Below are 22,349 nucleotides of genomic sequence, written 5' to 3' on the forward strand. Positions count from 1 at the left end.
CTTGCCACACCCTGCGCTCATCCGAACGGCCGCGCGGCCGGGTCGTCTACCGGGTCCGCAGCACGCAGTCCCCGCAGAGCCCACCGCCCGGCACCTGGTAGTAGAGGCAGCAGCTGCGCCGTACGAAGGCCACCCCGAGCCCCTCCTCGTGGATGAAGGTGCCGGTACCCGCCAGGGGCCCGCCCTCGGCCAGCAGAGCGCCCGCCAGCGCCACGGCCGCGCCGCCCGGAACCCGGTCGCTCAGCACCCGCAGCGCCCCGACCAGCCCGGACGCCGCGTTCCCCCGCAGAACCTTCGGCGAGACCCCGAACCGCTCCCGCAGACCCGCGTCGAGCACGGCCAGGTTCCCCAGGACCGTGTCCCCGAGCGTCTCGGCCGGCCGGTCCGCGGGCTCGGGCAGCCACAGCTCCAGCGACCCCGCGGCCGGCAGCCGCCACCACACCCGGTCGGCGGCCAGGTCCGGCACCCGCCCGGCCAGCGCCGCGCACCCCAGCCCGAGCGACCACAGCCGGGAGGCGATGCCGAGCTGCGCGGTCGAGGCGGCCACCCGGCCGGGCCCGCTGCCGATCCGCCGGCCCACCTCGGTCACGTACGGCCCGAGCCGCTCCCCGTACAGCGCCGTCAGCGGCCGGAAGCCGGGCCCGGGCGGCTCCGTCCCGTACGGGACGGCGAAGAAGGGCCCCACGGCGGCCAGTCGCCGCAGTACGTCGTCCATGCCCGCAATGATCTCAGGCCCGGCCGGGTGATCCCCCGGCCGGGCCGAGCGCGTGCGGCTGTACTGCGGACGTACAGCGGACGTACTGCGGCGGACGGCTCAGAGCCCGGCGAGGAACTCCAGCAGCGCCCGGTTGAAGGCCTCCGGCTGCTCCACCCCGGGCAGGTGCCCGGCTCCCTCGATGACGGTGAGCACCGCGTTCGGCAGCAGCGCGTGCAGGGCCTCGGCCTCCGCGACCGGGGTGTAGACGTCGTCCGCTCCGACCAGCACCAGGCAGGGCTCCGTGGTCTCGGCGAGCACGGGCCGGTAGTCGGGGCGCTCGGCCCGGCCGCGCAGGGCGGCGGCCGCGCCCTGCGGGTCGGTCGCGCACATCATGGCGCTCACCCGTGCGGCGGCCTCCGGCATGCCGGTCACGTTGTAGGGCGCCAGCATCTTGTCAATGACCTCCTCGGCGTACGGCCGCAGGCCCTCGGCGATCAGCCGTTCGGCCGTCTCCCGGCGGAGCTTCTTGCCGTCGTCCGTCTCCGGAACCGGGGAGGTGTCCGAGAGCACGAGGGCCCGTACCAGACCCGGGTGGCGCAGTCGGAACTCCATCGCGATCTGACCGCCCATGGACACACCACCGACGACCACCTGTTCGATGCCCAGCGAGGCGAGGAGGGAGGCGAGATCGTCCGCGAGATCGGCGAGCAGGGCCTTGCCCGGCAGCACCGGGCTCTCTCCGTATCCCCGCAGGTCAGGGGCTATCACGCGGTATCCGGCGGCCGTGAGCGCGGCCGTCTGGGGGGCCCACATCGTGCGGTTGAAGGGATGTCCGTGGATCAGGATTACGGGCGCTCCGCCGCGGGGACCCAAGTCATCGAAAATCAGCGTCACACCATTGCCAAATTGGGGGTTCATGAGAGGACATTAAGGGGCTACATTGAGCCACTCGCGTTCACCTGACAGCCGGTTGCCTTTCACTCGTGTTTTGCACGGGGGGCGACGTCATGGACGCAGACTGTGCAACCACCCCACCGCCCAGAAGGACCGAAGGCTCCGTGCCCGTACCCGTACATCTCGCGGGCCGCACCGTGCGGCTCGAGCCCCTCGCCCCCCACCACACCGAGGCTCTGGCCGTGGCCGGGGCCGAGGATCGTACGACTTACGCCTTCACCCCCGTACCCCATGGGGTGCAGGCGTCCCACGAGTACATCGACCGTGCCCTCGCCGATCAGGCGGCGGGTCGATCGCTCCCCTTCGCCATCGTCAGAGCCACTGACGGGCGCGTCGTCGGTTCGACCCGGTTCCTGGAACTCGACTACTGGCAGGGGCCGCTGGTGTGGCCCGCCGTGCCGGGCGTCCCGTTCGGCGATCCGGCGACGGCGATCCCGGATGCCGCCGAGATCGGCAATACCTGGCTGTCCCCCGCGGCCCAGGGAACCGGCATCAACACCGAGGCGAAGCTGCTCATGCTCCGCCATGCCTTCGAGACCTGGGGTGTGAGGCGCATCTCGCTGCGCGCCGATGCGCGCAACGGCCGGTCGCGAGTCGCGATGGAACGTCTCGGCTTCACCTGCGAGGGGGTCCGCCGGGCCCATTCGCGGGGGCTGGACGGCGCCGTCCGCAGTACCGCCTTCTACTCGATCCTCGACGAGGAGTGGCCGGCCGTGCGGTCGATCATCGAGCTGAGGCTGTCGGCCGGCGCGCAGCGCAAGCGGCGCCGCAAGACGCTGGTCCCGGCCTAGCCGGAACAGACAAACGGAAAAACGGTCCTCCCCGGCTCCGGCCTGCCATCGGCCGGATGCCGGGGCGGGCTTCACGTCCCCCGCCGCGGCCTCCTCATCCGAGGAAGGCCGGGGCGAGGGCCGAGTCCATGAGCCGGGTGGGGGTGCCGCTCCCGTCGGCCGGTACGGAGTACAGGTCGGCTCCGAAGTCCCCCGGCAGGGCGTAGACGACGTTCCGGTCGTCGGTCCACACCACCTGGTCGTCCACGCTCCGCTCCTCACCGAGCGGGGTCTCCGCCCCGGAGGCCAGGTCCAGTGCGTACAGCCGCCACGGCGCCTCGGCCGGCAAGTCCGGCACCCGCTTCTTGAACACCAGCCGGGTCCCGTCGGGCGACAGTGACGGGCACTCGACGTTCTCGCGCAGGGTGGTCACCGTGCGCGAGCCCAGGTCCCCTCGGACCAGGTGGGTCCGGCCGCCGGTCGCCAGCGTCGCGTAGAAGGTCCGCTCGTCGGCGGCGAAGGTGACACCCCAGAAATTCACGTCGGCGGCGCGGTACGGCTTGCCGTCCTTGAGGATCTCGAAGTCCTCCAGCGAGACGTCGAGCCTGCCGGTGCGCAGGTCGAGCACCGAGGTCCGGGTCGAGAAATTCGTACCCGCGTACGAGTCCCCGCCGACGAAGACGGTCCAGGCGGCGAGGTGTCCGCCGGGCGAGACCCGGGCGCGGGTGGGCACGCCGTTGAGCGGATGCGCGGACACCTCTTTCAGCCGGGCGTCGAGCACCACGGCCTTGTAGCCGTCCTGGACCCCGCTGCGGTCGACCCGGAGGCAGATCCCGGAGCCGCCGGCCGCATGGAAGCGCAAGCAGCTCACCCCGGACGCGGTGCGGGCTCCCTCCGGCGCACCGGCCGGGACGGTGGCGAGCTCGTCGCGGTGCGGGCCCCAGGCCATGTTCCGGAAGGCGATCCGGCGGCCGCCCCGGCCCGGGTCGAGTGAGACGGCGCCTCCGGAGATCCGCGGCCCGCCCGCCTGCGCGTGGTCCTTCTCCTCGGCCCGGGACGATGCCCGCAGGACGGCGAGCATGCCCACGGCGGCGAGCAGGAGTACCGCGGTGGCGAGCAGCAGGATCCGACGCTGGAAGGTCATGGGGCGACTCCGGGCGGGGTGGGGGGTCCGGGGCTGGGCGGGGGCACCATACCCAGCGGCCCCTGCATGAGCCAGGGATGTACGGAGGCGGGCAGGGGAACTCCATGTGCCGTGCGGGCGGCAGGCAATGGCCTCCCCCAGGGCACCCCAAGAAAAGTCAAAATGGGGAACCCTGACATGCTTTCGTTCATCCTTCGAACGGAAGGATCCAGCTTCCAGACCACCCCGCCCCTCTGGGGCAGCACCAGCCGGAGAGCCACCGCACATGTCGTACGCACCCGACGGGCAGCAGTACCAGCCGTACCGGCCGCAAGGGCAGACCCCGCAGCCGCCCTACGGCGACCAGTACGGCCAGCCGTACGGACAGCAGCCGTACGAGGCCGGGGGCGCGCAGCAGCCGCCCCACGGCCGGCCGCAGCCTCCGTACGGGCAGCAGCCGCAGTACGAGTACGAGCCGCAGGACCAACACGAGCAGCCCGAGCCCCCGCGCCGGAAGTCCCGGGGCCGGCGCTGGGCGATCGCGGGGGCCACCGTCCTCGCGCTCGCGGGCATATCGGCGCTCGTGATGAACCACTTCGAGATACCCCCCTTCACCGACAAGGGGTCCGCCGTTTCCTTCGGGCAGCAGCCCGCGGGTGGGAGCGGCAAGAAGCACGACGCACCTCAGCAGCCGGCGAACTCCAAGATGTTGATGCCGACCGGCCCGGCCGCCGAGTTCAAGAACACGATGACCCTGCCCGACGGCACCCACGTGGCCGTGACCACGCTGGACGGCAAGAAGTCCGGCTTCAAGGGCAAGGTCTGGGTCTGGGCGCCCAAGGAGTACAACGACCCGAAGTTCGCCAAGAGCGGCTTCCCGGTCATGATCGCCCTCCCGGGCGGTGCCGGTTACCCCAGCAACTACTGGATGGGCACCGACCTCGGTCTGCAGAACAGCATCAGCAAGTGGTACGCGGAGGGGAAGAGCAAGCCCTTCATCCTGGCCATGCCGGTGCTCAACCCGGGGCCGGACGACAAGGGCATCTACTGGGACGGCTCCGACATACCCGGCCAGCCCAAGATGGGCACCTGGCTGACCGAGGACGTCCCGGACCTGGTGAAGGCGAACTTCCGCACCGTCAAGTCCCGTGACGGCTGGGCCTTCATGGGCTCCTCCACCGGCGGGTTCGCGGGTCTGAAGGCCGTGCTGAAGCACCCGGACAAGTTCAAGGCCGTGATCGCCTCCGGCCCGGACATCGTCCCGGACTCCTCCCTGTGGAAGGGCCACGAAAAGGAGAAGGCCGAGAACAACCCGGAGGTGCTGGCGAAGCAGCTGATCGACAGCAAGGGTCCGGACGTCTACCTCGCCTTCCAGGTCGGCGACAGCGAGAACAACAAGAAGACCCTGCCGGACGTGCAGAAGTTCATCGCCACCTACGGCAACAAGGGGCCCGTCCACTCCGAGTTGAGGGTCATCAAGGGCGGCCAGCACAACGCCAAGACCTACGTCCCCAACATGGGTGAGGGACCGGTCCAGTTCATCAGCAAGGTCATGGAAGGACCCGTCGAGTAAGCGTCGACGTCCGTCCCTCCGGCACCGACTCAGGTTCCGGCTCCGGCCCGCCGAACGCCTTCGGCGGGCCGTTGCCGTCCCAGGCCGCCCAGCCCGGGTCGCCCGTCACCGCGAACCGCACCCACGCCGCGTGCATCTCGTCGGCCAGCGCCTGCGGGGCGCCCGGCCCGGCCAGCCAGGTGGCCTCCGGCGCCGCGAGCGTGTCGAACACGAAGCCGATCTCCAGGGCGTGGCAGGCGCCGAGGCCCGGGACGCCGGAGGGCCAGCCGAACTCGTACAGGTAGCTCGGCGCCGCCCGCCGCGCCCCGGCGAGCCTGCGCAGCGGGTCGCGCAGCAGCCGGTCGGTGAGCAGCTGGCCGGCGAGCTCGGCCGGACCCGCCCCGGGCAGGGCGGTGCGCAGCGCCCGTACGTCGGCCCGGTCCTTGCCGGCGCGGGCCCGGGCCAGCGCCACGGCGAGCGGGCCCAGGCGGTCCAGCAGCCGCATCCCACCGGTGGGGGCGAGCCAGAGCCGGTACTCGTCGCTGGTCCATCCGAGGAGCAGGGGCACGTCGCCGGAGGCGCCGGAGCCCGTCAAGGCGTCGAGCGGGTCCCCCGGGACCGTGGCGGGATCGGCGACCAGGCCGAAGGCGGGGCCGCCGAGGAGCGGGCCCGAGCGGCGCAGTACGGCCGCCTGGGCGGCGAGCAGGGTGGGCAGGGCGGTGGCCGTGAAGGCCTCGGCGGTGGCTTCCACCTTGAGCAGCGAGGCCATCCGCCGGACCATGATGCGCACCTTGTCGCGCGGCAGGACCTCGGGGGCTCCGCTCTGCAGGACCGCCCGGGCGAAGAGCCCGGCCGCGCGCGGGGCGGCCAGGAGGGCGCCGATGCTGATGGCTCCGGCTGATTCACCGAAGACGGTGACGCGGGCGGGGTCCCCGCCGAAGGCTCCGATGTTGTCGCGGACCCATTCCAGGGCGGCGATCTGGTCGAGGAGGCCGCGGTTGGCGGGGGCGTCGGGGAAGAGGCCGTAGCCGAGGACGCCGAGGCGGAAGTTGCAGGAGACGAGCACGACCCCGTCGCGGGCGAAGGCCGAGCCGTCGTACACGGGGACGGCCGAGGAGCCGCGGGTGTGCGCCCCGCCGTGGATCCACACCATGACGGGCAGCCGGGCTCCGGGCGCCGGATCGGGGGTCCACACGTTCACGGTCAGGCAGTCGTCCCCGGGGATCTCGGGGTCGGGCAGCAGGGCCGCGTACGTGTCCGGGTACGGGACCTTGGGCGCGGTGGGGCCGAAGGCGGCGGCGTCCCGCACGCCGTCCCAGGCTGCCGGGGGCCGGGGCGCCGCGAAGCGGAGGTCGCCGACGGGCGGGGCGGCGTACGGGACGCCCCGGAAGACGGCGGTGCCGTCGGCCGCGGTGCGGCCCTCGACCACGCCGGCCGCGGTCCTGACCCTCGGCCGGCCGCCGGCTGCGGCTCCGGCGTCGCCCACTGCGCTCATCCCGTCCTCCTGAACCCTGGTGCTGCGCGCACGGTCGCACAGCCGTCCAACGGGTGACAAGGCGTGACCGTGCCCGGGCCCGCCCAGGTTGGACGGGCATGCGATTTCTGCGTATCCACCACACCACGGTGCCCGTCCTGCTGCTCGCGGGCGCCACGCTCGTCGGCGGCCCGGCCCTGGCCGCCACCGGGCCGGACTTCCAGTACGTCGGCCAGGACGACCAGGTCCACGGACTCACCGCGCCGAGGGGCTGTGTCGAGGCGGAGGGCGGCGGCGCCCGGGCGGTCACGAACGGGACCCGGGGCACGGCGACCCTCTACCGGGACCCGGGCTGCGCGGGCCGGGTGGTCGGGGTGCTGCGGCCCGGCGACGTCAGCCAGGTGCGGCCGTATTTCGCCTCGGTGCGTTTTCCCGTCACCGGGTAGGCCCAGCGGCCGTGACCCCTCGGCCGCCCCTGCGTTGTATGCCATGTCAAATGCCGCAGATTCTGCGGCGCCCCCCATCTCACGAGGAGATCTTGATGTCGCGTATCGCGAAGGCATTCGCCATTACCGCTGTCACCGGTAGCGCCGTGGTCGCCGGTGCCGGTCTGGCCGTCGCCGATGCCGGAGCGCACGGTGCGGCGGTCGGCTCCCCCGGTGTCCTGTCGGGCAACCTGCTCCAGGTTCCGGTGCACGTCCCGGTCAACGTCTGCGGCAACACGGTGAACGTGATCGGTCTGCTGAACCCCGCGTTCGGCAACACCTGCGTCAACGCGTCGGGCCACGACGACAAGCACCACACCGAGGGCGAGGGCTACGGCCACTGATCGCCTGATCGCCTGATCGCCTGATCGCCTGATCGCCTGATCGGCGAAGGGGCCCCCGCCGGACCGGCGGGGGCCCTTTCACGTGGGGAGGAGAGCGGACAGGGCGTCCTCGAGGTCTTCGATCCGGCGGTAGTGGACGGCGGCCATCCCCACTTCGCGGGCCGCGACGACGTTGTCGGCGGTGTCGTCGATGAACAGGCAGCGGTGGACGGGGACTCCGACCCGCGCGGCGGCCGTGCGGTAAACGCGCGGATCGGGCTTCGCGACACCGATGCGGGAGGTGTTCACCACGGCGTCGGCCAGGCCGTTCAGGCCCTGCCGGGCGAGATCCGACTCCAATCGGGTGGTCGCGTTGGACACCAGGGCGACGGCCACGACCTCGCGGACCCTGGTGAGGAGGGATGCGACCTCCTGATCGACACGGGGCACGAATGCGGACCAGGCGCTGACGATGCGTCGGGCGCGGTCCGCCGATCCGCATGCGTCGGCGAGGTCCGTGGCCACCGCGGCGCGCCACTGCTCATCGGTCACCTCCCCGGTGATCGCGGGGTGCAGGCGGGACGGCGCGAAGGCGGCCGCCGCGATCGTGCCCGCGGGTAGTCCGTGGACGTGGTCGAGGTCGGTGAGGCCGGGAGCGGGCCAGTGCCGGAGCACGCCGTCGATGTCGCAGAGCACGGCGTCGTAGGGGCGGACCCTCATGATCGGGACTCCTTGGTGGTGTTCCACCCGTGGCGGAGCGCCACGGGACGGGTACCGAAGGCATCCTCGCAGGCCGCCCCCCGCCGTCTCACTCGTAGCGGTAGAGGTTCTGATGGCCGAGGATCTCGCGCGGGGTGATGTTCCACGGCGGCATGGGCTCGTCGAGGGAGATCACCCGGCCCTGCTGGAGGTCGCCGCGGGCGAGGGGGGCGGCGGGCAGGTAGCCGGCGGTGGGGTGCTTGCGCTGCCAGCGGTCCCAGATCAGGTCCACGAAGGCGTGGTGCAGCCAGAAAGCCGGGTCGTTGGGCGCCGTGCCGCCCGTCATGTGGCCGCCGATCCACTGGTGGACCTTGTTGTGGTTGCGCCAGCGCTCGCTCTTGGGGGCGGCCCAGCCCTCCAGCTTGTTGCGGAAGCCGCCCGCGCCGGCGGTCGAGTCCCACGGCGAGGTGTCGTAGACCGGGTCGTCGATCGCCCACTGCAGTTCGGCCGCGGTGGGCAGCTTGATCGGGTTCTGCGGCCGGCCGAGGTTGCGGGTGAGGAAGGCGGACTCCGTGATGCCCACGGTCACCGTCCAGTTGCCCTTGTCGTAGGCGAACGGCCCGGTCATCACCTTGCGGTCGCTCGCCCGGCCGGTGCCGCCGAGGAAGTCGTCGGCCCAGAGGGAGGAGACCGGGCTGGTGTCGGTGGTCCAGTCCCAGTACGGGATGGACACCGCCGGGTCGAGCGCCTGCAGCTTCCGCTCGAAATCGAGCAGGTACAGCCGGTGCCACGGGAAGAAGGAGGGTGACATGTGCCCGACGCGCAGCTTGCGGTCGCGGTCGGGCACGAAGTACTTGTCGTGCGTGCGCACCAGCGCGTCGTAGGTGCCGTTGCGCTTGAGCTCCAGCACCGCGGTCGTGAACCGCTTCTTCTGGGCACTGGTCAGGTTCTTCTGGTTCTGCCGGGTGTGCAATGCGGGGCTCCTCCCGTTCCCGTGGGTGTGTCAGCCGTGGTGCGGGGCGGCCGCGAACGCCAGCTGGGCCGTGCCGAGTTCGTCGACGGCGGCACGGGCCAGTTCCATCGGCGTCGCGTAGGACTGGAAGTGGTTGATCCCGCTGAGGTAGCTGCCGTCGGCCCGGCGCATGACGTGCAGCGGGCGGCCGTCGATACGGACCCCGGCGACGTCGACGGCGATGTGCCTGCCGCGGTACGTCTCCTCCTCGGCGAGCGGCGCCGGGGTGAGGGTCTGCCGGGGGCGCCGGGCGCGCAGGACGGGCGCCAGGGCCGCGGCCGTACCGGCGAGCACGGCCGCGGTGAAGGCCGTACGGAGGACCGCGCGGCGGGTCAGTGGTGCGGCGGCGGATGCAGCGGACATACGGTCTCCCTCGCTCGGTGGCCGGCGGCTACGGGTCTAACGCCGCGCGGCGGACGAGGTCACCCGTGAGTGCCGCACGGCCGCTTGTAGTAGAGGGTCGTGGGGTGCAGGCGGCCGGCCGGATCGGTGGCGTAGTCGGGGATGGTGCCCACCTCCGTCCAGCCCGCGGCGCGGTAGACGCGCTCGGCCCCGCTGCCCGTCTCGGTGTCCAGGAACAGCAGCACCACCCCGGCGCGGGCGGCGGCGGTCTCTGCCTCGGCGAGCAGGGAGCGGGCGGTGCCCCGTCCGCGGGCGGCCGGGTGGACCATGAGCTTGCGCAGCTCGGCGCGGTGGCGGCCGTTGGGCTTGGACTCCCGGTACCAGCTGACCGTGCCGTCGATGCGCCCGTCGTCGCCCGTGCGGGAGACCCACAGGGCGAGGGATCCCTCCTCGACGGCGGGCAGCAGGGAGTCCCACCAGGCGGCGGCTCCGTCGTGGTCGAGGCCGGCGAGGAAGCCGAGCGAGGAGCCGCCCTCGACCACCGCGAGGAGGAGCGCGGCGAGTTCGTCGCGGTGCGCGCGGAGTCCGGCCGCGTCGAGCGCGGTGATGGTCTTCGTCATGCGGTGAGCGTAGGGATCACCTGGCGACGCGCTGCAGGCGGGGCAGGTGGAGGTCGCGGAAGACCGCGGCCAGGCGCAGGGTGACCACGGGGGCGGCGGAGACGGCGGTGTTGGCCGTGTCCGGGACTCCGGCCCAGTGCAGGCCGAGGTAGGCGGCGGCGCCGGCGAGGGCGGCTGTCGCGTACACCTCCTCGCGCAGCAGCAGCGGCGGGAACTCCCCGCAGAGCACGTCGCGGACGACCTCGCCGGTGACTCCGCTGAGGACGGCGAGGATGAGGACGGCGACGGGGGTGACCTGGGCGTCCAAGGCGGCGCGGGCCCGATGACGGTGACGACCGCGAGCCCGACGGCGTCGACGAGCATGAGGGCACGGTGCGGGAGCTCCCGCCGGCGCAGGTAGACCATGGTCAGGACGGCCACGGAGGCGATGAGGACGAGCAGCACCCGGTCGTGCGTCCAGTAGAGCGGGTGCCGGTCGAGGATGAGGTCGCGCAGGGTGCCGGGGTGAGGCCGCTACGACACGCGGCCGGGGAGGGGAACGCGTGTGAACGCGGACGAAGACGAACTGCTGACCAGGTCGGCCCGGGACACGGACGCCTTCGAGGCGCTGGTCGTCCGGCTGTCGGCACACCTGCACGGCTATCTGGCGCGCAGAGCGCCGGACGCGGCGGACGACCTGCTGGCGGAGGTGTGGCTGCAGGCCTTCGCGGGGCGCGCCGGATTCGACGCCGCTCGGGGCACGGCAAGGGCCTGGCTGTTCGGGGTGGCCCGGAACGTCCTGGCGGGTCACTGGCATCGGACCGCCCGGGACCGGCCCGATCGGCATCCGCTCGACGCGGACCGCAGCGATCCCTGGCACTCCGTGGACCAGCGGCTGGACGCCGCCGCCTGCGGGCCGCTGCTGCGCGAGACCCTCGCCGGGCTGCCGGCCGTGGAGCGGGACCTGCTGCTGCTCGTCGCCTGGGAGCAGCTCACGCCCACCGAGGCCGCGGCGGTGGTCGGCGTCCCGGCCGGCACCGCCCGCTCCCGGCTCCATCGGGCCCGCGCGCGGCTGCGGACGGCCCTCGGCTCCTCCCACCCCCTTCATCTGTCTGGAGAGATGGCATGACGGACCGTACGACGGACTTCCTGGACTTCCCCGACGCCGGCCGGCTGCGCGCGGCCGGCGAGGTGCCCGGTCCCGGCCCGGCGGTCGTGGAGGCCGCGCTGCTGGCCGTACGCGCGGCGGCGGCCACCGAGCAGAGCGGCCCGGTCGCGGCGCCGCGGCGCCTGCGGACCCGCAGGCTGCTGGTCTCGGCCGTGGCCATAGCCGCCGTTGCCGCGGGCGTGAGCGTCTACCCGGTCAGCAGTCTGCGGGGTTCGCCTCCGGTGGCCACTGCCAGTGCCGCCGACTTCCTGCGCCAGGTCGCCGCCACGGAGGCGAAGGGCCCCGCCGAGGACGCGCCGTACTGGAAGGTCCACACGTCGACGACCGTCTGGGGCGAGCCGGCGTTCCCGGAGACGGGACGTTCCGAGACGCCGAAGGTGCACGACCGGAGCACCTGGGCGGGGCCGGACTCCTTCTTCCTCCAGGACGGCGACGGTGAGATCTTCAAGACCGCCGTGAAGCAGTACCGGTGGCCGCAGTCCCCCCACGGGTTCCCGGGACTCACCTGGGAGGAGGTGAAGCAGCTGCCCGCGGACCCGGCCGCCCTGAAGGTGGTCCTCGCGCGGTACGCCCCAGGAGGCCCCCGGTCCGAGCCGGCGCACGACCCGGGCGCGGACCGCCTGCACTCCATGGAGAACCTGCTCCGGTACGCGCCTCTCGCGCCACCCCAGCGGGCCGCCGTGTACGAGGTCCTCGCGGAGATGCCGGGACTGCGGCTGGTCGGACCGGTGAAGGACAGCACGGGGCGTGCCGGAACGGCCGTCGAGGTGGACACCCGTCGTTCGCGCGTCCGGTTGGTCATCGACCCCGAGACTGGCGGACTGCTGGAGACAGCCTTCCACTACATCGGCGGCGAACACGACGGGAAGATCGCCAAACGCGTGACGACCCTGTCCGCCGGCCCGGAACAGAGCGTTCCGCCTTATCGGGAATGGCCGGCGGACCCGTCATCGGTCGTACCCGTACCCCACCTCTGGTAGGGCTACGGCGCCGGAAGCTCGGCGAAGTCCGCGACCAGGCCGCGGTGGTGGCCCGCCGTGCCGAGGGCGAGGAAGTCGGCCTTGGCCCGCTTGAGGTAGAGGTGGGCCGGGTGCTCCCAGGTCATGCCGATGCCTCCGTGGAGCTGGACGCACTCCTCGGCGGCGCGGACGGCCACGCCCGAGCAGTAGGACTGGGCGACGGCGACCGTGAGGGGTGCGTCGGGGGCCGCGGTGGCGAGGGCGTCGGCCGCGGCCCTCGCCGCCGCCCGCGCGGAGGCCACGTCGAGCCAGAGCCGGGCGAGGCGGTGCTTGAGGGCCTGGAAGGAGCCGACGGGCCGGTTGAACTGGTGGCGGGTGCGGACGTGCCCGACGGTCTCCGTCAGGCACCATTCGGCGAGCCCGAGCTGCTCGGAGGCGAGCAGTCCGGCCCCGGAGAGCAGGGCTCCGGCCACGGCTGCCCGGGCTGTCGCGGGGTCGGCGAGGCGCGTTCCGGTGGCCGCCCGCAGGGTGACGGTGGCGAGCGGGCGGGTCAGGTCCAGCGGGACCTGCGGGGTCAGCTCGGCGGAGGCGGCCGGGACGGCGTACAGCCCGGTGTCGGCGAGCACGAGCAGCACGTCGGCGGCCACCGCGTCCGCGACGGAGGTGACGGTGCCGGTCAGCGCCCCGCCACCGGAGTCCCGGACCGCGGGCGGGAGGGGCGCCCCGGGGGCGAGGGTCAGCGGCACGGCAGGTGCGCACACGGTGTGGCCGGAGGCCAGCTCCCGCAGCAGCGGGGCGGCTTCCGGGGTGTCGCAGCCGAGCAGGATCTCCGCGGCCAGTACGGCACTGGTCAGGTACGGGACGGGCGCCACGGCCCGGCCCAGCTCCTCCAGGACCACGGCCGCCTCGCGGTGGCTCGCGCCCTGTCCCCCGAGCTTCTCGGGTACGAGGAGCCCGGCGGCGCCGATCTCGACGGCGAGGGTGTGCCACAGGGCCGGGTCGTGCGGCCGGCCGGTCTCGGCCCGGGCGAGGACGCTCTTCGCGTCGCAGCGGTCCGCGAGGAGGGCGCGTACGGCGGAGCGGAGCTCCTCCTCGGTCTCGGAGTAGAGCAGGTCGGTGGGTGCCGTCGGCAGTGCCGGCGGTGTGGTCGGCGCTGCCGGCGTTGTCCGTGCTGTCATCGGGAGAGGTCCTTCCACGCGAGGTCCTTGTCGTCGCGCGGCTCGGGGGGCAGCCCGAGGACCCGTTCGGCGACGATGTTGAGGAGGATTTCGCTGGTGCCGCCCTCAATGCTGTTGCCCTTGGCGCGCAGGTAGCGGTAGCCGGCGTCGCGGCCGGTGAAGTCGACCAGTTCGGGCCGGCGCATGGTCCAGTCCTCGTACAGGAGGCCCTCCTCGGCGAGGAGTTCGACCTCCAGGCCGCTGATCTCCTGGTTGAGCCGGGCGAAGGTGAGCTTCATGCCCGATCCCTCGGGGCCGGGCTGTCCGGCGGCGAGCTGCTGGCGCAGCCGTTCCCCGGTGAGGCGGGCGACCTCGGCTTCGACCCACAGTTCCAGCAGCCGCTGGTGGAGGGCGTGGGTGCGCAGCCCGGGGCGCTCGCGCCAGGCGGCGGCGACCGGCGCGATCATGCCGCCCTCGCGCGGGATGCGCATGCCGCCGATGGAGACCCGTTCGTTCATCAGGGTGGTGCGGGCGACGGCCCAGCCCTCGCCCACCGCGCCCAGGCGGTGGCTGTCGGGGATGCGGACGCCGGTGAGGAAGACCTCGTTGAACTCGGCCTCGCCGGTGATCTGGCGCAGCGGCCGGACCTCGACACCGGGGGCGTGCATGTCGCAGAGGAAGTAGGTGATGCCCTGGTGCTTGGGGAGTCCGGGGTCGGTGCGGGCGATCAGAATGGCCCAGCGGGCGGTGTGGGCGCTGGAGGTCCACACCTTCTGGCCGTCCACGATCCAGTCGCCGGAGCCGGTCTCGCGGACCGCGCGGGTGCCGAGCGCGGCGAGGTCGGATCCGGCGCCGGGCTCGCTGAAGAGCTGGCACCAGACCTCCTCGCCGATCCACAGGGGGCGCAGGAAGCGGTTCTTCTGCTCCTCGGTGCCGTACGCGAGGATCGTGGGCGCGGCCATGCCGAGGCCGATGCCGATCCGGCGCGGGTCGTTGTCGGGGGCGCCGGCGGCCTCCAGTTCAGCGTCGACGACGGCCTGGAGGGTGCGGGGTGCGCCGAGTCCGCCGAGGCCCTCGGGGTAGTGGACCCAGGCGAGTCCGGCGTCGAAGCGGGCCCGCAGGAAGTCGGTGCGGTCGGTGTCCCGGGGCGGGTGCGCGGCGAGCAGGTCCCGTACCCGGGCGCGCAGCTCCTCGGCGGTGGTGACCGCGGCGGTCATCGCGGGCCTCCGTCCAGTGCCGGTACGACGACCAGCCGGCCGGTGGTGGTCCCGTCGGCGAGGCGCTGCACGGCGTCGGCGGCAGCGGTGAGCGGGACCCGCTCGCTGACCAGCGGTTTGACGGCGCCTTCGGCGGCGAGCCGGGTGAGCTCGGCGTGGCAGGCGAGGATGGCGGCGGGCTCCTTGGTGGCGTAGAGCCCCCAGTGCAGGCCGAGGATGGCGTAGTTCTTCACGAGTGCGTGGTTGAGGGCGGGGGCCGGGACGGTGCCGCTCGCGAAGCCGACGACGACGATCCGGCCCTCGAAGGCCACGCACTTGGCGGAGGCGGTGTAGGAGTCGCCGCCGACCGGGTCGTAGACGACGTCGGCTCCGCGCCCGCCGGTGAACTCCTTGACGCGGGAGACGAGGTCCTCCGCCGTACGGTCGATCACCAGGTCGCAGCCGAGCTCCTCGGCGGTGCGTGCCTTGGCCTTGCCTCCGACGACTCCGATGACGGTGGCCCCGGCGGCCTTGCCGAGCTGGACGGCGGCGCTGCCGACCCCGCCTGCGGCCGCGTGCACGAGGAGGGTCTCGCCGCTCTGGAGGCGGGCCCGGCGGTGCAGGCCGAACCAGCCGGTCTGGTAGCCGATGTGCAGGGCGGCGGCTTCGGCGTCGTCGAGGGTGTCCGGGGCCGGGAGCAGGGCGCGCGCCGGGGCGGTGACGTATTCGGCGAAACCGCCGTGCGGCAGGCTCGGGTTGGCGATGACGCGGCGGCCGTCCTCGGTCTCGCCGCAGATCTCGACGCCGGGGGTGAAGGGCAGCGGGGGCCGGATCTGGTACTGCCCGCGGACGAGCAGCGCGTCGGGGAAGTTGACGTTCGCCGCGAGCACCTTGAGCCTCACCTCGCCTTCACCGGGCACCGGCTCGGGAACCTCTTCGAGGCGCATGGCCTCACGGGGCTCACCGGGGGTATGTACTCGCCATGCCTGCATCCGGGGCCTCCAGCCGCCGTCGAGGAATCACGCTCCGCGCGCATACTAAGCGGTCGCTTGCCCTTCTGTGAACCCATCGCCTCCGAAGGTGTGGGCGTGGGGCCTGTTTGTCGTGCAGCATGTGTCCCGTAGATCAACAGTGATCGACATCGATCAACAGGCAGATGCCGCAGCGCATATGACCCGCACCATCGGGGGGACTCGCACCGTGAACGGAATCGGGATGAGAAGCGTGACGGCCGCGGCGGGGGCCGCCGCCGTCCTCGCAGGGCTGATCACCGCCGCCGGACCGGCCTCGGCCGCCGGCACCGCGGCGTGCAGCCCCGCCATCGAGCTGCTGCCCGCCCTGCCGGGGCTGAGCGGGGGCGCCGTGGCGGGCTTCGGCACCGGCGGACTCGTGGTGGGCGAGAGCGGCCGCCGGCCCGCCTACTGGACCGGCGCGGAGCACACGGTCCACGCCGTCCCGCTGCCCGCCGGCTTCGACCGGGGCCGCGTGAAGGCCGTCAGCGCCAAGGGGCTGATGGTGGGCACGGCCACCCGCGACTCGGACCGGGCCGGCATCGCCTTCACCCACCAGCTGGGCTCCGCGACCTCCGAGGCCCTGACCACGCCCCTGCCCGAGTGGCAGGACGTCGGCGTCGACGTCAACGAGTCGGGCCGGGTCGTCGCCGTGGACAACGGCGTCGCCAAGGAGTGGGTGAACGGCGAGGTCGTGCGCGAACTGCCGGTTCCCGCGGGCGAGATCCCGGGCACCAGGATCACCTCGCTGAACGGCATCAACAAGCGCGGCGACATCGTCGGCACGGCCACCGGCTCCTACTTCGACGCCGAGAACGACATCCAGGTCACCAAGACCTTCCCGGTGGTCTGGCCCGCCGGCGGCGGCTACCCGCCCTACGGCCTCCAGGTGTGGAACGGCTATCACCACTCGTTCTCCACGATCGGCAGGGACATCGACGACCGCGGCCGCGTCGTCGGCCTGGAGGACTACTACTACCGCAACGACCCGAAGCTGACCCCGGCCGTCTGGAAGAAGCCGTACGACGCCCTGCCCGCCGACCCGGGCCGGCTGAACGGCTACCACGACCTGGAGCTCTCGGGCACCAGCCCCACCACGAACGTGGCCGTCGGAACCGCCACCAACTTCGAGGAGAGCTGGCCCAGCTACTTCCAGGCCGTCTACTGGCCCGGGAAGGGCGCTCCGCTGGCGCTCCCCTTCCCGGCGGGCGCCCCGGGCGCCGTGCCGCTCAGCCGCGCCTTCGCCGCCACCGACGACGACCGGGTCGGCGGCACCGCGAGCGACCGGGAGACCGGGGCGAGCAGCGCCGTGATCTGGACCTGCGCGAGCAAGCAGGCGTACGCGCCGAAGAGCTGATCCCGTCCTGGGCATGGTGATCTCGGCGCCCGCGCGCTATCGATGCCCCATGACGGACGAGATTCCGCGCGGCCTGCCCGCGCCCCCGCCGCTCGGCGCCGCCGCCCTGCCCCCCGGTACGTACGCGGGGCAGGTGGTCCTCGTGACCGGCGGCGGCACCGGGCTGGGCAAGGCCATCGCCGCCGAGTTCGCGCGGCTCGGCGCCGATCTGGTGATCGCCGGGCGGCGCTCCGGGCAGCTCGAGGCGGCGCAGGAGGAGCTGGCGGCCGTACCCGGCGCGGGCCGGGTGACGGCCGCGGTCTGCGACATCAGGGATCCCGAGCGGGTCGCGGAGGTCTTCGACGCTGCCGAGGCGGCGCTCGGGCCGCCGGACGTCCTGGTCAACAACGCGGCCGCGAACTTCCCCTCCCCCGCCGAGGACCTGTCGCCGAACGCCTGGCGGGCGGTGGTCGACATCACCCTGACCGGGACCTGGTTCGTGACCCGCGAGTTCGGCCGCCGCCACCTGGCCGCCGGCACCCCCGGGTCGATCGTGAACATCGGCGCCTCGTACGCCTGGACGGGCGGGCCCGGCTTCGCCCACAGCGCCGCCGCCAAGGCCGGGGTGAAGAACCTGGTGGAGACGCTCGCCGTCGAGTGGGGCCCGTACGGCATCCAGATCAACGGGCTGGTGCCCGGGCTGTTCCCGCACGCCGACATGACCGAGGACATCCGCGGCGGCCTGGAGCGGGCCGCACCCGACTCCAAGGACGCCCGGCAGCCCGCCCTGCGGGTCGGCGCCCCGCGTGAACTGGGCTGGGCCGCCACCTTCCTGGCCTCGCCCTACGCCCGCTTCGTCACCGGCCACACCCTGGTGGTCGACGGGGCGAACTGGCAGCGCCGGTCGCTGGTCAACCCCGCGGTGGTCCCGGTCCGTACCCAGCTGGGCCGCGGCCCGTTCGTCCCCTGAGGCCGGTTGTCAGTGGCCGGTGCGAGGATCGCACCATGTCTCTCGCCGATCTGACCCTTGACCGCTGGCGTGCGCTCGACCCGGCCGCCGCCGGACGCATCGCACACGAGGCCGCCGCGCAGGTGGGCGGCCGGGTGGTGCTGCTCGACGCCGTCGAGCACCTGGGCGGGCCCCTGCACCGCGTCCGCATCGAGCGCGCGGGGCAGGAGTTCGCCCTCATACCCGGCGGCACGGTGTGGCTGGGGTTCGACCCGGACGCCTTCACGGCGACCCCCGCGCAGAGCGCCGACTTCGCGGAGAGCGTGGAGGAGGGGTACGGGTACGGGCAGCCCGACCTGAAGTCCCATCTCGCCGGCGTGCTCAGCCCGCTGCGCACCGCGACGCTGGCCACCGTGCTCATGGCCGTGGAGGACGAGGCCCTGACCGATCACCCCTCCGGCATGCCGGGCGCCCTCGCGGCGCGCGGGCTGCGGATGCCCGGCGCCGACGAGTGGGAGCACGCGTGCGGGGCCGGGGCCGGCACCCTGTTCCGGTGGGGGAACGAGTGCCCCCTGGACGAGCCGTCGTACGGGGGCAGTGGCGGCGCGCGGCACGAACCGAACGCCTTCGGACTGCACATCGCCTACGACAGCTACGGCACGGAGCTGAGCGGGGACCCGGCCGCGGTGCACGGCGGCGACGGCGGCGAGGCCGTCTGCGGTGGATACGGCGACCTGCTCGCCTGGCTGCCGCTGGCCACCGCCAACCGCAACCCGTACATGGCCGAGTTCGTGTACGGGCCGGAGGGCGAGGGCATGTACGAGGAGTTCTCGACGCGGCCCGTACTCAGCCTCCGCTGAAGCGCGGGGGCCGGCGGGCCGCCTTGGCGGTGTAGCCCTCCCGGCAGTCCTCCGAGGTGAGGGTGAGGGCCGCGGTCATCGCCACGCGGTCGAGGGCCGCGGGAAGGGCGGCGTCGGCGTATCCGTCGACCGCCCGCTTGATGCCCTGGACCGCGAGGGGCGCGTTCGCGGCGATCTCCCGTGCCACGGCGCGGGAGGCGGAGTCCAGGTCCTCGCCGGGAACGACCAGCTGGACCAGGTTGAGCCGCTGCGCCGTGGCGGCGTCGATGCGGCGGCCCGTCAGGGCCAGGTACTTGGCCCAGCCCGCGCCCGCCTCGCGGGCGATGCGGAGGTCGCCGCCCGCGTCCACCGCCACGCCCAACTGGGCTTCCGGCAGGGCGAAGACGGCGTCCTCGGCGGCCACCCGGACGTCGGCCATCAGCGCCAGCTCGAAGCCGAAGCCCAGGCAGTAGCCCTGGACGGCGGCCACCACCGGCTGCGGGAGGCGGGCGAGGACCCCGAAGCGCTCGTGGACCCAGCGGATGCCCTCGTAGTAGTTGCGGGTGCGCTCGGCGGCGGATCCGCCCGTGATGCCGCCGCCGGGGGCGGTCACGTCGATGCCCGCGCAGAAGGCCCGGCCCTCGGCCCTCAGCAGCACCACCCGGACGGACGCGTCGAAGCGGATCCGGTCCGCGAGCAGGCCGAGCTGGCGGGTGGACTCCCAGCTCCAGCCGTTGAGCTTGTCCGGGCGGCACAGGGTGAGGACCGCTAGGCCGTCCGCGACCTCCAGCCGGATCCGCTCCTCACCCTCCGCGATCTCCGTGGAGATGGTGTCGATCACCGTGTCCCGCACCCCCGGCCCGATGGCTGACGACCTGATGAACTGACGAACCGTCAGACTAGGGGTGGCCGGTCAGCGGGGGAAGACCTCGAACGGCACGGCCGGACGGCCGCCGAAACGGGCCGCCGCCTGCTGGGCGTTCCCGGTGAGGAAGGTACGGACGTACTCCTCCGGGTCCTGGTCCGTGAGCACCTCGATGTACGCCTTGTGCTCCAGCAGGGACTTCACCGAACGCTCCAGCCCGGGACCGGCGTCGGCCGCGTGCGTCGGGGTGGTGGATCCGGCCACCGCGACCCAGCGCACGCCGTTCCACGGCTCCAGGCCGCGTTCGACGAGCTCGGGGAAGATCCAGCGGTTCCCGGCGTCCCCGGCAGCGTCCAGGACGGCCCGGCCGACGGCCTTGTGGTCGGGGGTGTTCCAGAAGCCGCCGCCCTGCGCGCCGCCCCACGTGTCACGGTGGTTGAGGGTGACGATCAGTTCGGGCCGGTGCCGCCGGATGGCCGCGGCGATGTCCCGGCGCAGGTCGAGGCCGTACTCGACGATGCCGTCGCGGTAGTCCAGGAACTCCACCTCGGACACGCCGACGACCGCGGCGCTGGCCCGCTGCTCCGCCTCCCGCAGGGGACCGCAGTCGGCGGGGGCGATGCTGTCGATGCCCGCTTCGCCGCGCGTGGCGAGGAGGTAGACGACCTCCCGGCCCCCGTCCGTCCAGTCCGCGATGGCCGCCGCGCACCCGTACTCCAGGTCGTCGGGGTGCGCGACCACCGCGAGGGCGCGTGTCCAGTCGGTGGGCATGGGCTGCAAGGCGGGCTGCAGATCAGGTTGTTCGGTCATGTCTCGCACAATAGGCGAATGGACCGTCATGGGCAGGTGGTGGCGCTGCTCGACGCCACGGGGATCTTCTTCGAGCCGGTCCGCACCGCCTTCCCCGGGGCGGACGAGGCCGCGTGGGCCCGGGCCGCGCTGCTGGATCCGGGCGCGGCCGGACCGGACGGGGCGTGGCGGCTGGACTTCCGGTGCTTCGCGATCGCCCGGCCCGGCGGCCGCTGGGTGCCGGTGGACGCCGGGGTCGGGCCGGCCCGGTCCCCCGCCGCCGCGTGGGCGCCGGTGCCGGGGCGGCTGCCGGACGCCCTCGCGGCGGCGGGCATCGACCCGGCCGGCGTGGAGGCCGTGGTCCTGACCCACCTTCACGAGGTTCTGCGGGCGGCCGGCCGGCTGCACGAGGTGGGACGTACTGGTGCACGCCGTGCAGCTGGGCGACCCGTCGGTGCCGTACTCCCACGAGCGCGACCGGGAAACCGCCCGGGCCTCGCGCGAAGCCCTGCTGGCGCGGGCCCGGGAGCACGGCGCCCTGGTGGCCACCGCGCACCTGACCCGCGCGTTCGTGGAACCGCCCGGGGAAGCGTCACCGGGCCGGCCCTGCTGAACGCAGGTGCCGACCCGGCCGGTTGCGCGGCGGCGGCGGTCGTCGCCGTTCCGGCCATTCCACCGGACACGGCCGGTCCGCCCAGGGCCAGCGAGACGGCTCTCGACGTCTTGGCCTGCGCGGACAACGGCTCACGCCTCGTCGCGTACGAGGGACAGCAGGCGGTCCAGGACGCGGGGGCCGCCGGCACGGACGCCGTCGTGCTCGAACTCGTCCGTCACCCAGGTCCGCAGGCCGCGTACGGCGCGGGCGGTGGCCAGCGAGTGGGCCGTGTCCACGTACATGTCGTCGTGGTAGACGGCGGCCGCCACCGGTACCTCGTTGGCCGCGAGGCGCGCCGGGTCGTAGAGCGGCTGCCAGCCGGTACGGGCGGCCAGCAGCTCGGCGGTCTCGCGGAGCGGGACGAGGGACGGGTCGGTGGTGAAGTGCCAGGGGTGGATGGTCTCGCCGGTGAAGAGCACGGGCTCGTCGCCCGCGAGGGCCTTCGCCGCGTCGAAACGGGGGTGGCCCGCGCGGACCCGCTCGGCCGCCCAGGCGGTGGGCGTGGCCGGGTCCTGGGCGTAGATCGCCTCGTGGACCAGCGCGTAGAGGGGGTGACCGGCGAAGGAGAGCAGGGCGCGGGCGCCCTCCAGGAAGGCGTCGGAGAGGGCCGGGCCGGCCGGGGTCGGCACGAAGGCGTCCTCCAGCAGGTAGTGGAGCTGGTGGCTGCCGTCGCCGCCGCCGAGGAGGATGCCGAGGGACTGGAAGCCCTCGACGGTGAGGCGGTGGCCGCCGGGGAGTTCCGCCGGGTGGTCCGCGAGGTGCGCGGCGATCCGGCGGGCGCGCTCCACGTCCATCGGGTAACGGGCGTAGTGGGCCAGGTTCTTGCGCTCGATGCGGGGGAACGCGGCCTCGTACACCTCGTCGGCGGTGGCGGTGAGGGAGGGCAGGCCGCCGGTGATCAGGGCGGCGCTGAGGCCCTCGGGTGCGGTGGAGAGGTAGTGGGTCGCGCAGAAGCCGCCGAAGCTCTGGCCGAGCACTGTCCAGGGCGCGCCGCCGGTCAGGCCGGGGCGGACGGCCTCGGCGTCGCGCACGATGGAGTCGGAGCGGAAGTGCGAGAGGTACTCCGCCTGCTGGGCGGGGGTGCCGCGCAGGGGCAGGGTCTGCCGGTTCACCGGGGTGGACCGGCCGGTTCCGCGCTGGTCGAGCAGCAGTACCCGGTACTCGGTCAGCGCCCGCTCCAGCCAGGCCTGGCGGCCGATGAAACGGCGGGCGCCGAAGCCCGGACCGCCCTCCAGGTACAGCAGCCACGGCAGTGTCTCGGGGTCCTTGCCGGTGGCGACGACCTCGCGGGCGTACAGCTCGATCCGCTCCCCGTCCGGGCGGGCGTGGTCCAGGGGGACGGTGAACCGGTGGTCGGTGAGGACCGTGCCGGGCTGGCGGTAGCTGTGGGCGATGG

26 protein-coding genes are annotated in these 22,349 nt (G+C 73.5%); 10 read left to right on the forward strand and 16 right to left on the reverse strand.

Annotation, left to right across the window (positions count from 1 at the left end; all coding sequences use genetic code 11):
- Window positions 1-46: 46 nt before the first annotated feature.
- Together RIU97_RS02395 and RIU97_RS02400 are read right to left on the reverse strand one after the other, a co-directional pair.
- On the reverse strand, window positions 47-715 hold the full coding sequence (locus tag RIU97_RS02395; protein ID WP_404953063.1) for a (2Fe-2S)-binding protein: 669 nt from the start codon (window positions 713-715) through the stop codon (window positions 47-49).
- A gap of 99 nt (window positions 716-814) precedes the next feature.
- The gene (locus RIU97_RS02400; protein ID WP_404953065.1) at window positions 815-1,615 is read right to left on the reverse strand and encodes an alpha/beta fold hydrolase; all 801 of its coding nucleotides are present in this window, start codon (window positions 1,613-1,615) and stop codon (window positions 815-817) included.
- Between the two features lie 140 nt (window positions 1,616-1,755).
- Between RIU97_RS02400 and RIU97_RS02405 the strand changes: the two genes are divergently transcribed.
- Complete coding sequence (locus RIU97_RS02405) at window positions 1,756-2,442, forward strand: GNAT family N-acetyltransferase (RefSeq protein ID WP_404953066.1); 687 nt, start codon at window positions 1,756-1,758, stop codon at window positions 2,440-2,442.
- 94 nt (window positions 2,443-2,536) lie between these two features.
- Here RIU97_RS02405 and RIU97_RS02410 read toward each other — a convergent pair whose 3' ends face one another.
- A complete protein-coding gene (locus RIU97_RS02410; protein WP_404953067.1) occupies window positions 2,537-3,565 on the reverse strand; it encodes a TolB family protein in 1,029 nt (342 codons plus the stop codon).
- Between the two features lie 265 nt (window positions 3,566-3,830).
- On the opposite strand from RIU97_RS02410, the gene RIU97_RS02415 reads away from it, so the two are divergent.
- On the forward strand, window positions 3,831-5,117 hold the full coding sequence (locus tag RIU97_RS02415) for an alpha/beta hydrolase (RefSeq protein ID WP_404953068.1): 1,287 nt from the start codon (window positions 3,831-3,833) through the stop codon (window positions 5,115-5,117).
- On the opposite strand, the gene RIU97_RS02420 is transcribed toward RIU97_RS02415, so the two are convergent.
- Window positions 5,095-6,591, reverse strand: a complete 1,497-nt coding sequence (locus tag RIU97_RS02420) for a carboxylesterase/lipase family protein (protein ID WP_404953069.1) — start codon at window positions 6,589-6,591, stop codon at window positions 5,095-5,097. The two genes, RIU97_RS02415 and RIU97_RS02420, sit on opposite strands and share 23 nt — an antisense overlap.
- 98 nt (window positions 6,592-6,689) lie before the next feature.
- Between RIU97_RS02420 and RIU97_RS02425 the strand changes: the two genes are divergently transcribed.
- Complete coding sequence (locus RIU97_RS02425) at window positions 6,690-7,016, forward strand: hypothetical protein (RefSeq protein ID WP_404953070.1); 327 nt, start codon at window positions 6,690-6,692, stop codon at window positions 7,014-7,016.
- 95 nt (window positions 7,017-7,111) lie between these two features.
- Window positions 7,112-7,399 (forward strand): chaplin, encoded by a 288-nt coding sequence (locus RIU97_RS02430; protein WP_404953071.1) that lies wholly within the window; start codon window positions 7,112-7,114, stop codon window positions 7,397-7,399.
- A gap of 78 nt (window positions 7,400-7,477) precedes the next feature.
- Here the strand turns inward: RIU97_RS02430 and RIU97_RS02435 are convergent, their stop codons facing one another.
- The 5 genes from RIU97_RS02435 to RIU97_RS02455 form a co-directional block, all read right to left on the reverse strand.
- Window positions 7,478-8,098, reverse strand: coding sequence for an HAD-IA family hydrolase (locus RIU97_RS02435; protein ID WP_404953072.1), 621 nt, complete (start codon window positions 8,096-8,098; stop codon window positions 7,478-7,480).
- An 88-nt stretch (window positions 8,099-8,186) separates the two neighbouring features.
- Complete coding sequence (locus tag RIU97_RS02440; protein WP_404953073.1) at window positions 8,187-9,050, reverse strand: tyrosinase family protein; 864 nt, start codon at window positions 9,048-9,050, stop codon at window positions 8,187-8,189.
- 30 nt (window positions 9,051-9,080) lie between these two features.
- A complete protein-coding gene (locus tag RIU97_RS02445) occupies window positions 9,081-9,452 on the reverse strand; it encodes a tyrosinase family oxidase copper chaperone (protein ID WP_404953074.1) in 372 nt (123 codons plus the stop codon).
- A 59-nt stretch (window positions 9,453-9,511) separates the two neighbouring features.
- Window positions 9,512-10,051 (reverse strand): GNAT family N-acetyltransferase, encoded by a 540-nt coding sequence (locus tag RIU97_RS02450; protein ID WP_404953075.1) that lies wholly within the window; start codon window positions 10,049-10,051, stop codon window positions 9,512-9,514.
- Between the two features lie 16 nt (window positions 10,052-10,067).
- On the reverse strand, window positions 10,068-10,358 hold the full coding sequence (locus tag RIU97_RS02455) for a TRIC cation channel family protein (protein ID WP_404953076.1): 291 nt from the start codon (window positions 10,356-10,358) through the stop codon (window positions 10,068-10,070).
- Window positions 10,359-10,595: 237 nt separating this feature from the next.
- Here RIU97_RS02455 and RIU97_RS02460 point away from each other — a divergent pair, with 237 nt between their 5' ends.
- Complete coding sequence (locus tag RIU97_RS02460; protein ID WP_404953077.1) at window positions 10,596-11,159, forward strand: RNA polymerase sigma factor; 564 nt, start codon at window positions 10,596-10,598, stop codon at window positions 11,157-11,159.
- Complete coding sequence (locus tag RIU97_RS02465; protein ID WP_404953078.1) at window positions 11,156-12,178, forward strand: CU044_5270 family protein; 1,023 nt, start codon at window positions 11,156-11,158, stop codon at window positions 12,176-12,178. Before RIU97_RS02460 ends, RIU97_RS02465 begins: the two co-directional genes overlap by 4 nt.
- 2 nt (window positions 12,179-12,180) lie before the next feature.
- Here the strand turns inward: RIU97_RS02465 and RIU97_RS02470 are convergent, their stop codons facing one another.
- Genes RIU97_RS02470 through RIU97_RS02480 form a run of 3 tightly spaced genes read right to left on the reverse strand, consistent with a single transcriptional unit; the run spans window position 12,181 to window position 15,502 of the window.
- Window positions 12,181-13,335, reverse strand: coding sequence for an acyl-CoA dehydrogenase family protein (locus RIU97_RS02470; RefSeq protein WP_404953079.1), 1,155 nt, complete (start codon window positions 13,333-13,335; stop codon window positions 12,181-12,183).
- Window positions 13,332-14,531 (reverse strand): acyl-CoA dehydrogenase family protein, encoded by a 1,200-nt coding sequence (locus tag RIU97_RS02475; protein WP_404953080.1) that lies wholly within the window; start codon window positions 14,529-14,531, stop codon window positions 13,332-13,334. The genes RIU97_RS02470 and RIU97_RS02475 overlap by 4 nt, the downstream gene beginning before the upstream one ends.
- Complete coding sequence (locus tag RIU97_RS02480) at window positions 14,528-15,502, reverse strand: NADPH:quinone oxidoreductase family protein (RefSeq protein WP_404953081.1); 975 nt, start codon at window positions 15,500-15,502, stop codon at window positions 14,528-14,530. The genes RIU97_RS02475 and RIU97_RS02480 overlap by 4 nt, the downstream gene beginning before the upstream one ends.
- A 223-nt stretch (window positions 15,503-15,725) precedes the next feature.
- Here RIU97_RS02480 and RIU97_RS02485 point away from each other — a divergent pair, with 223 nt between their 5' ends.
- The 3 genes from RIU97_RS02485 to RIU97_RS02495 are packed head-to-tail and all read left to right on the forward strand — an operon-like array spanning window position 15,726 to window position 18,665.
- Entirely contained in the window at window positions 15,726-16,877 is a 1,152-nt protein-coding gene (locus RIU97_RS02485) for a hypothetical protein (protein WP_404953082.1), read from the forward strand.
- A 49-nt stretch (window positions 16,878-16,926) separates the two neighbouring features.
- Window positions 16,927-17,826: an SDR family oxidoreductase gene (locus RIU97_RS02490; RefSeq protein WP_404953083.1), complete on the forward strand. Its 900-nt coding sequence runs from the start codon at window positions 16,927-16,929 to the stop codon at window positions 17,824-17,826.
- A gap of 35 nt (window positions 17,827-17,861) precedes the next feature.
- Window positions 17,862-18,665: a hypothetical protein gene (locus RIU97_RS02495; protein WP_404953084.1), complete on the forward strand. Its 804-nt coding sequence runs from the start codon at window positions 17,862-17,864 to the stop codon at window positions 18,663-18,665.
- Here the strand turns inward: RIU97_RS02495 and RIU97_RS02500 are convergent.
- From RIU97_RS02500 to RIU97_RS02510, 3 genes are all read right to left on the reverse strand, one after another.
- The gene (locus RIU97_RS02500) at window positions 18,652-19,485 is read right to left on the reverse strand and encodes an enoyl-CoA hydratase/isomerase family protein (RefSeq protein ID WP_404953085.1); all 834 of its coding nucleotides are present in this window, start codon (window positions 19,483-19,485) and stop codon (window positions 18,652-18,654) included. The two genes, RIU97_RS02495 and RIU97_RS02500, sit on opposite strands and share 14 nt — an antisense overlap.
- Window positions 19,486-19,557: 72 nt before the next feature.
- Entirely contained in the window at window positions 19,558-20,319 is a 762-nt protein-coding gene (locus RIU97_RS02505; protein WP_404953087.1) for a PIG-L deacetylase family protein, read from the reverse strand.
- Between the two features lie 26 nt (window positions 20,320-20,345).
- Window positions 20,346-20,633, reverse strand: coding sequence for a hypothetical protein (locus RIU97_RS02510; RefSeq protein ID WP_404953088.1), 288 nt, complete (start codon window positions 20,631-20,633; stop codon window positions 20,346-20,348).
- Window positions 20,634-20,722: 89 nt separating this feature from the next.
- Between RIU97_RS02510 and RIU97_RS02515 the strand changes: the two genes are divergently transcribed.
- Window positions 20,723-20,911, forward strand: coding sequence for a hypothetical protein (locus RIU97_RS02515; RefSeq protein ID WP_404953090.1), 189 nt, complete (start codon window positions 20,723-20,725; stop codon window positions 20,909-20,911).
- Between the two features lie 131 nt (window positions 20,912-21,042).
- Here the strand turns inward: RIU97_RS02515 and RIU97_RS02520 are convergent, their stop codons facing one another.
- Window positions 21,043-22,347, reverse strand: coding sequence for an alpha/beta fold hydrolase (locus RIU97_RS02520; RefSeq protein WP_404962731.1), 1,305 nt, complete (start codon window positions 22,345-22,347; stop codon window positions 21,043-21,045).
- Between the last annotated feature and the right edge of the window lie 2 nt (window positions 22,348-22,349).

The sequence above is a fragment of the Streptomyces sp. 147326 genome, from assembly GCF_045000215.1.
Classification (GTDB): domain Bacteria; phylum Actinomycetota; class Actinomycetes; order Streptomycetales; family Streptomycetaceae; genus Streptomyces.

Bases quoted from the DNA above. Each gene is read 5' to 3' on its own strand.
- RIU97_RS02490 (WP_404953083.1), top strand. From the start codon at position 16,927: ATGACGGACGAGATTCCGCGCGGCCTGCCCGCGCCCCCGCCGCTCGGC.
- RIU97_RS02410 (WP_404953067.1), bottom strand. From the start codon at position 3,565: ATGACCTTCCAGCGTCGGATCCTGCTGCTCGCCACCGCGGTACTCCTG.
- RIU97_RS02420 (WP_404953069.1), bottom strand. From the start codon at position 6,591: ATGAGCGCAGTGGGCGACGCCGGAGCCGCAGCCGGCGGCCGGCCGAGG.
- RIU97_RS02395 (WP_404953063.1), bottom strand. From the start codon at position 715: ATGGACGACGTACTGCGGCGACTGGCCGCCGTGGGGCCCTTCTTCGCC.
- RIU97_RS02465 (WP_404953078.1), top strand. From the start codon at position 11,156: ATGACGGACCGTACGACGGACTTCCTGGACTTCCCCGACGCCGGCCGG.
- RIU97_RS02425 (WP_404953070.1), top strand. From the start codon at position 6,690: ATGCGATTTCTGCGTATCCACCACACCACGGTGCCCGTCCTGCTGCTC.
- RIU97_RS02450 (WP_404953075.1), bottom strand. From the start codon at position 10,051: ATGACGAAGACCATCACCGCGCTCGACGCGGCCGGACTCCGCGCGCAC.
- RIU97_RS02470 (WP_404953079.1), bottom strand. From the start codon at position 13,335: ATGACAGCACGGACAACGCCGGCAGCGCCGACCACACCGCCGGCACTG.
- RIU97_RS02495 (WP_404953084.1), top strand. From the start codon at position 17,862: ATGTCTCTCGCCGATCTGACCCTTGACCGCTGGCGTGCGCTCGACCCG.
- RIU97_RS02430 (WP_404953071.1), top strand. From the start codon at position 7,112: ATGTCGCGTATCGCGAAGGCATTCGCCATTACCGCTGTCACCGGTAGC.
- RIU97_RS02480 (WP_404953081.1), bottom strand. From the start codon at position 15,502: ATGCAGGCATGGCGAGTACATACCCCCGGTGAGCCCCGTGAGGCCATG.
- RIU97_RS02400 (WP_404953065.1), bottom strand. From the start codon at position 1,615: ATGAACCCCCAATTTGGCAATGGTGTGACGCTGATTTTCGATGACTTG.
- RIU97_RS02505 (WP_404953087.1), bottom strand. From the start codon at position 20,319: ATGACCGAACAACCTGATCTGCAGCCCGCCTTGCAGCCCATGCCCACC.
- RIU97_RS02445 (WP_404953074.1), bottom strand. From the start codon at position 9,452: ATGTCCGCTGCATCCGCCGCCGCACCACTGACCCGCCGCGCGGTCCTC.
- RIU97_RS02485 (WP_404953082.1), top strand. From the start codon at position 15,726: ATGAGAAGCGTGACGGCCGCGGCGGGGGCCGCCGCCGTCCTCGCAGGG.
- RIU97_RS02510 (WP_404953088.1), bottom strand. From the start codon at position 20,633: ATGCCCGCCGCCGCGAGGGCGTCCGGCAGCCGCCCCGGCACCGGCGCC.
- RIU97_RS02435 (WP_404953072.1), bottom strand. From the start codon at position 8,098: ATGAGGGTCCGCCCCTACGACGCCGTGCTCTGCGACATCGACGGCGTG.
- RIU97_RS02415 (WP_404953068.1), top strand. From the start codon at position 3,831: ATGTCGTACGCACCCGACGGGCAGCAGTACCAGCCGTACCGGCCGCAA.
- RIU97_RS02475 (WP_404953080.1), bottom strand. From the start codon at position 14,531: ATGACCGCCGCGGTCACCACCGCCGAGGAGCTGCGCGCCCGGGTACGG.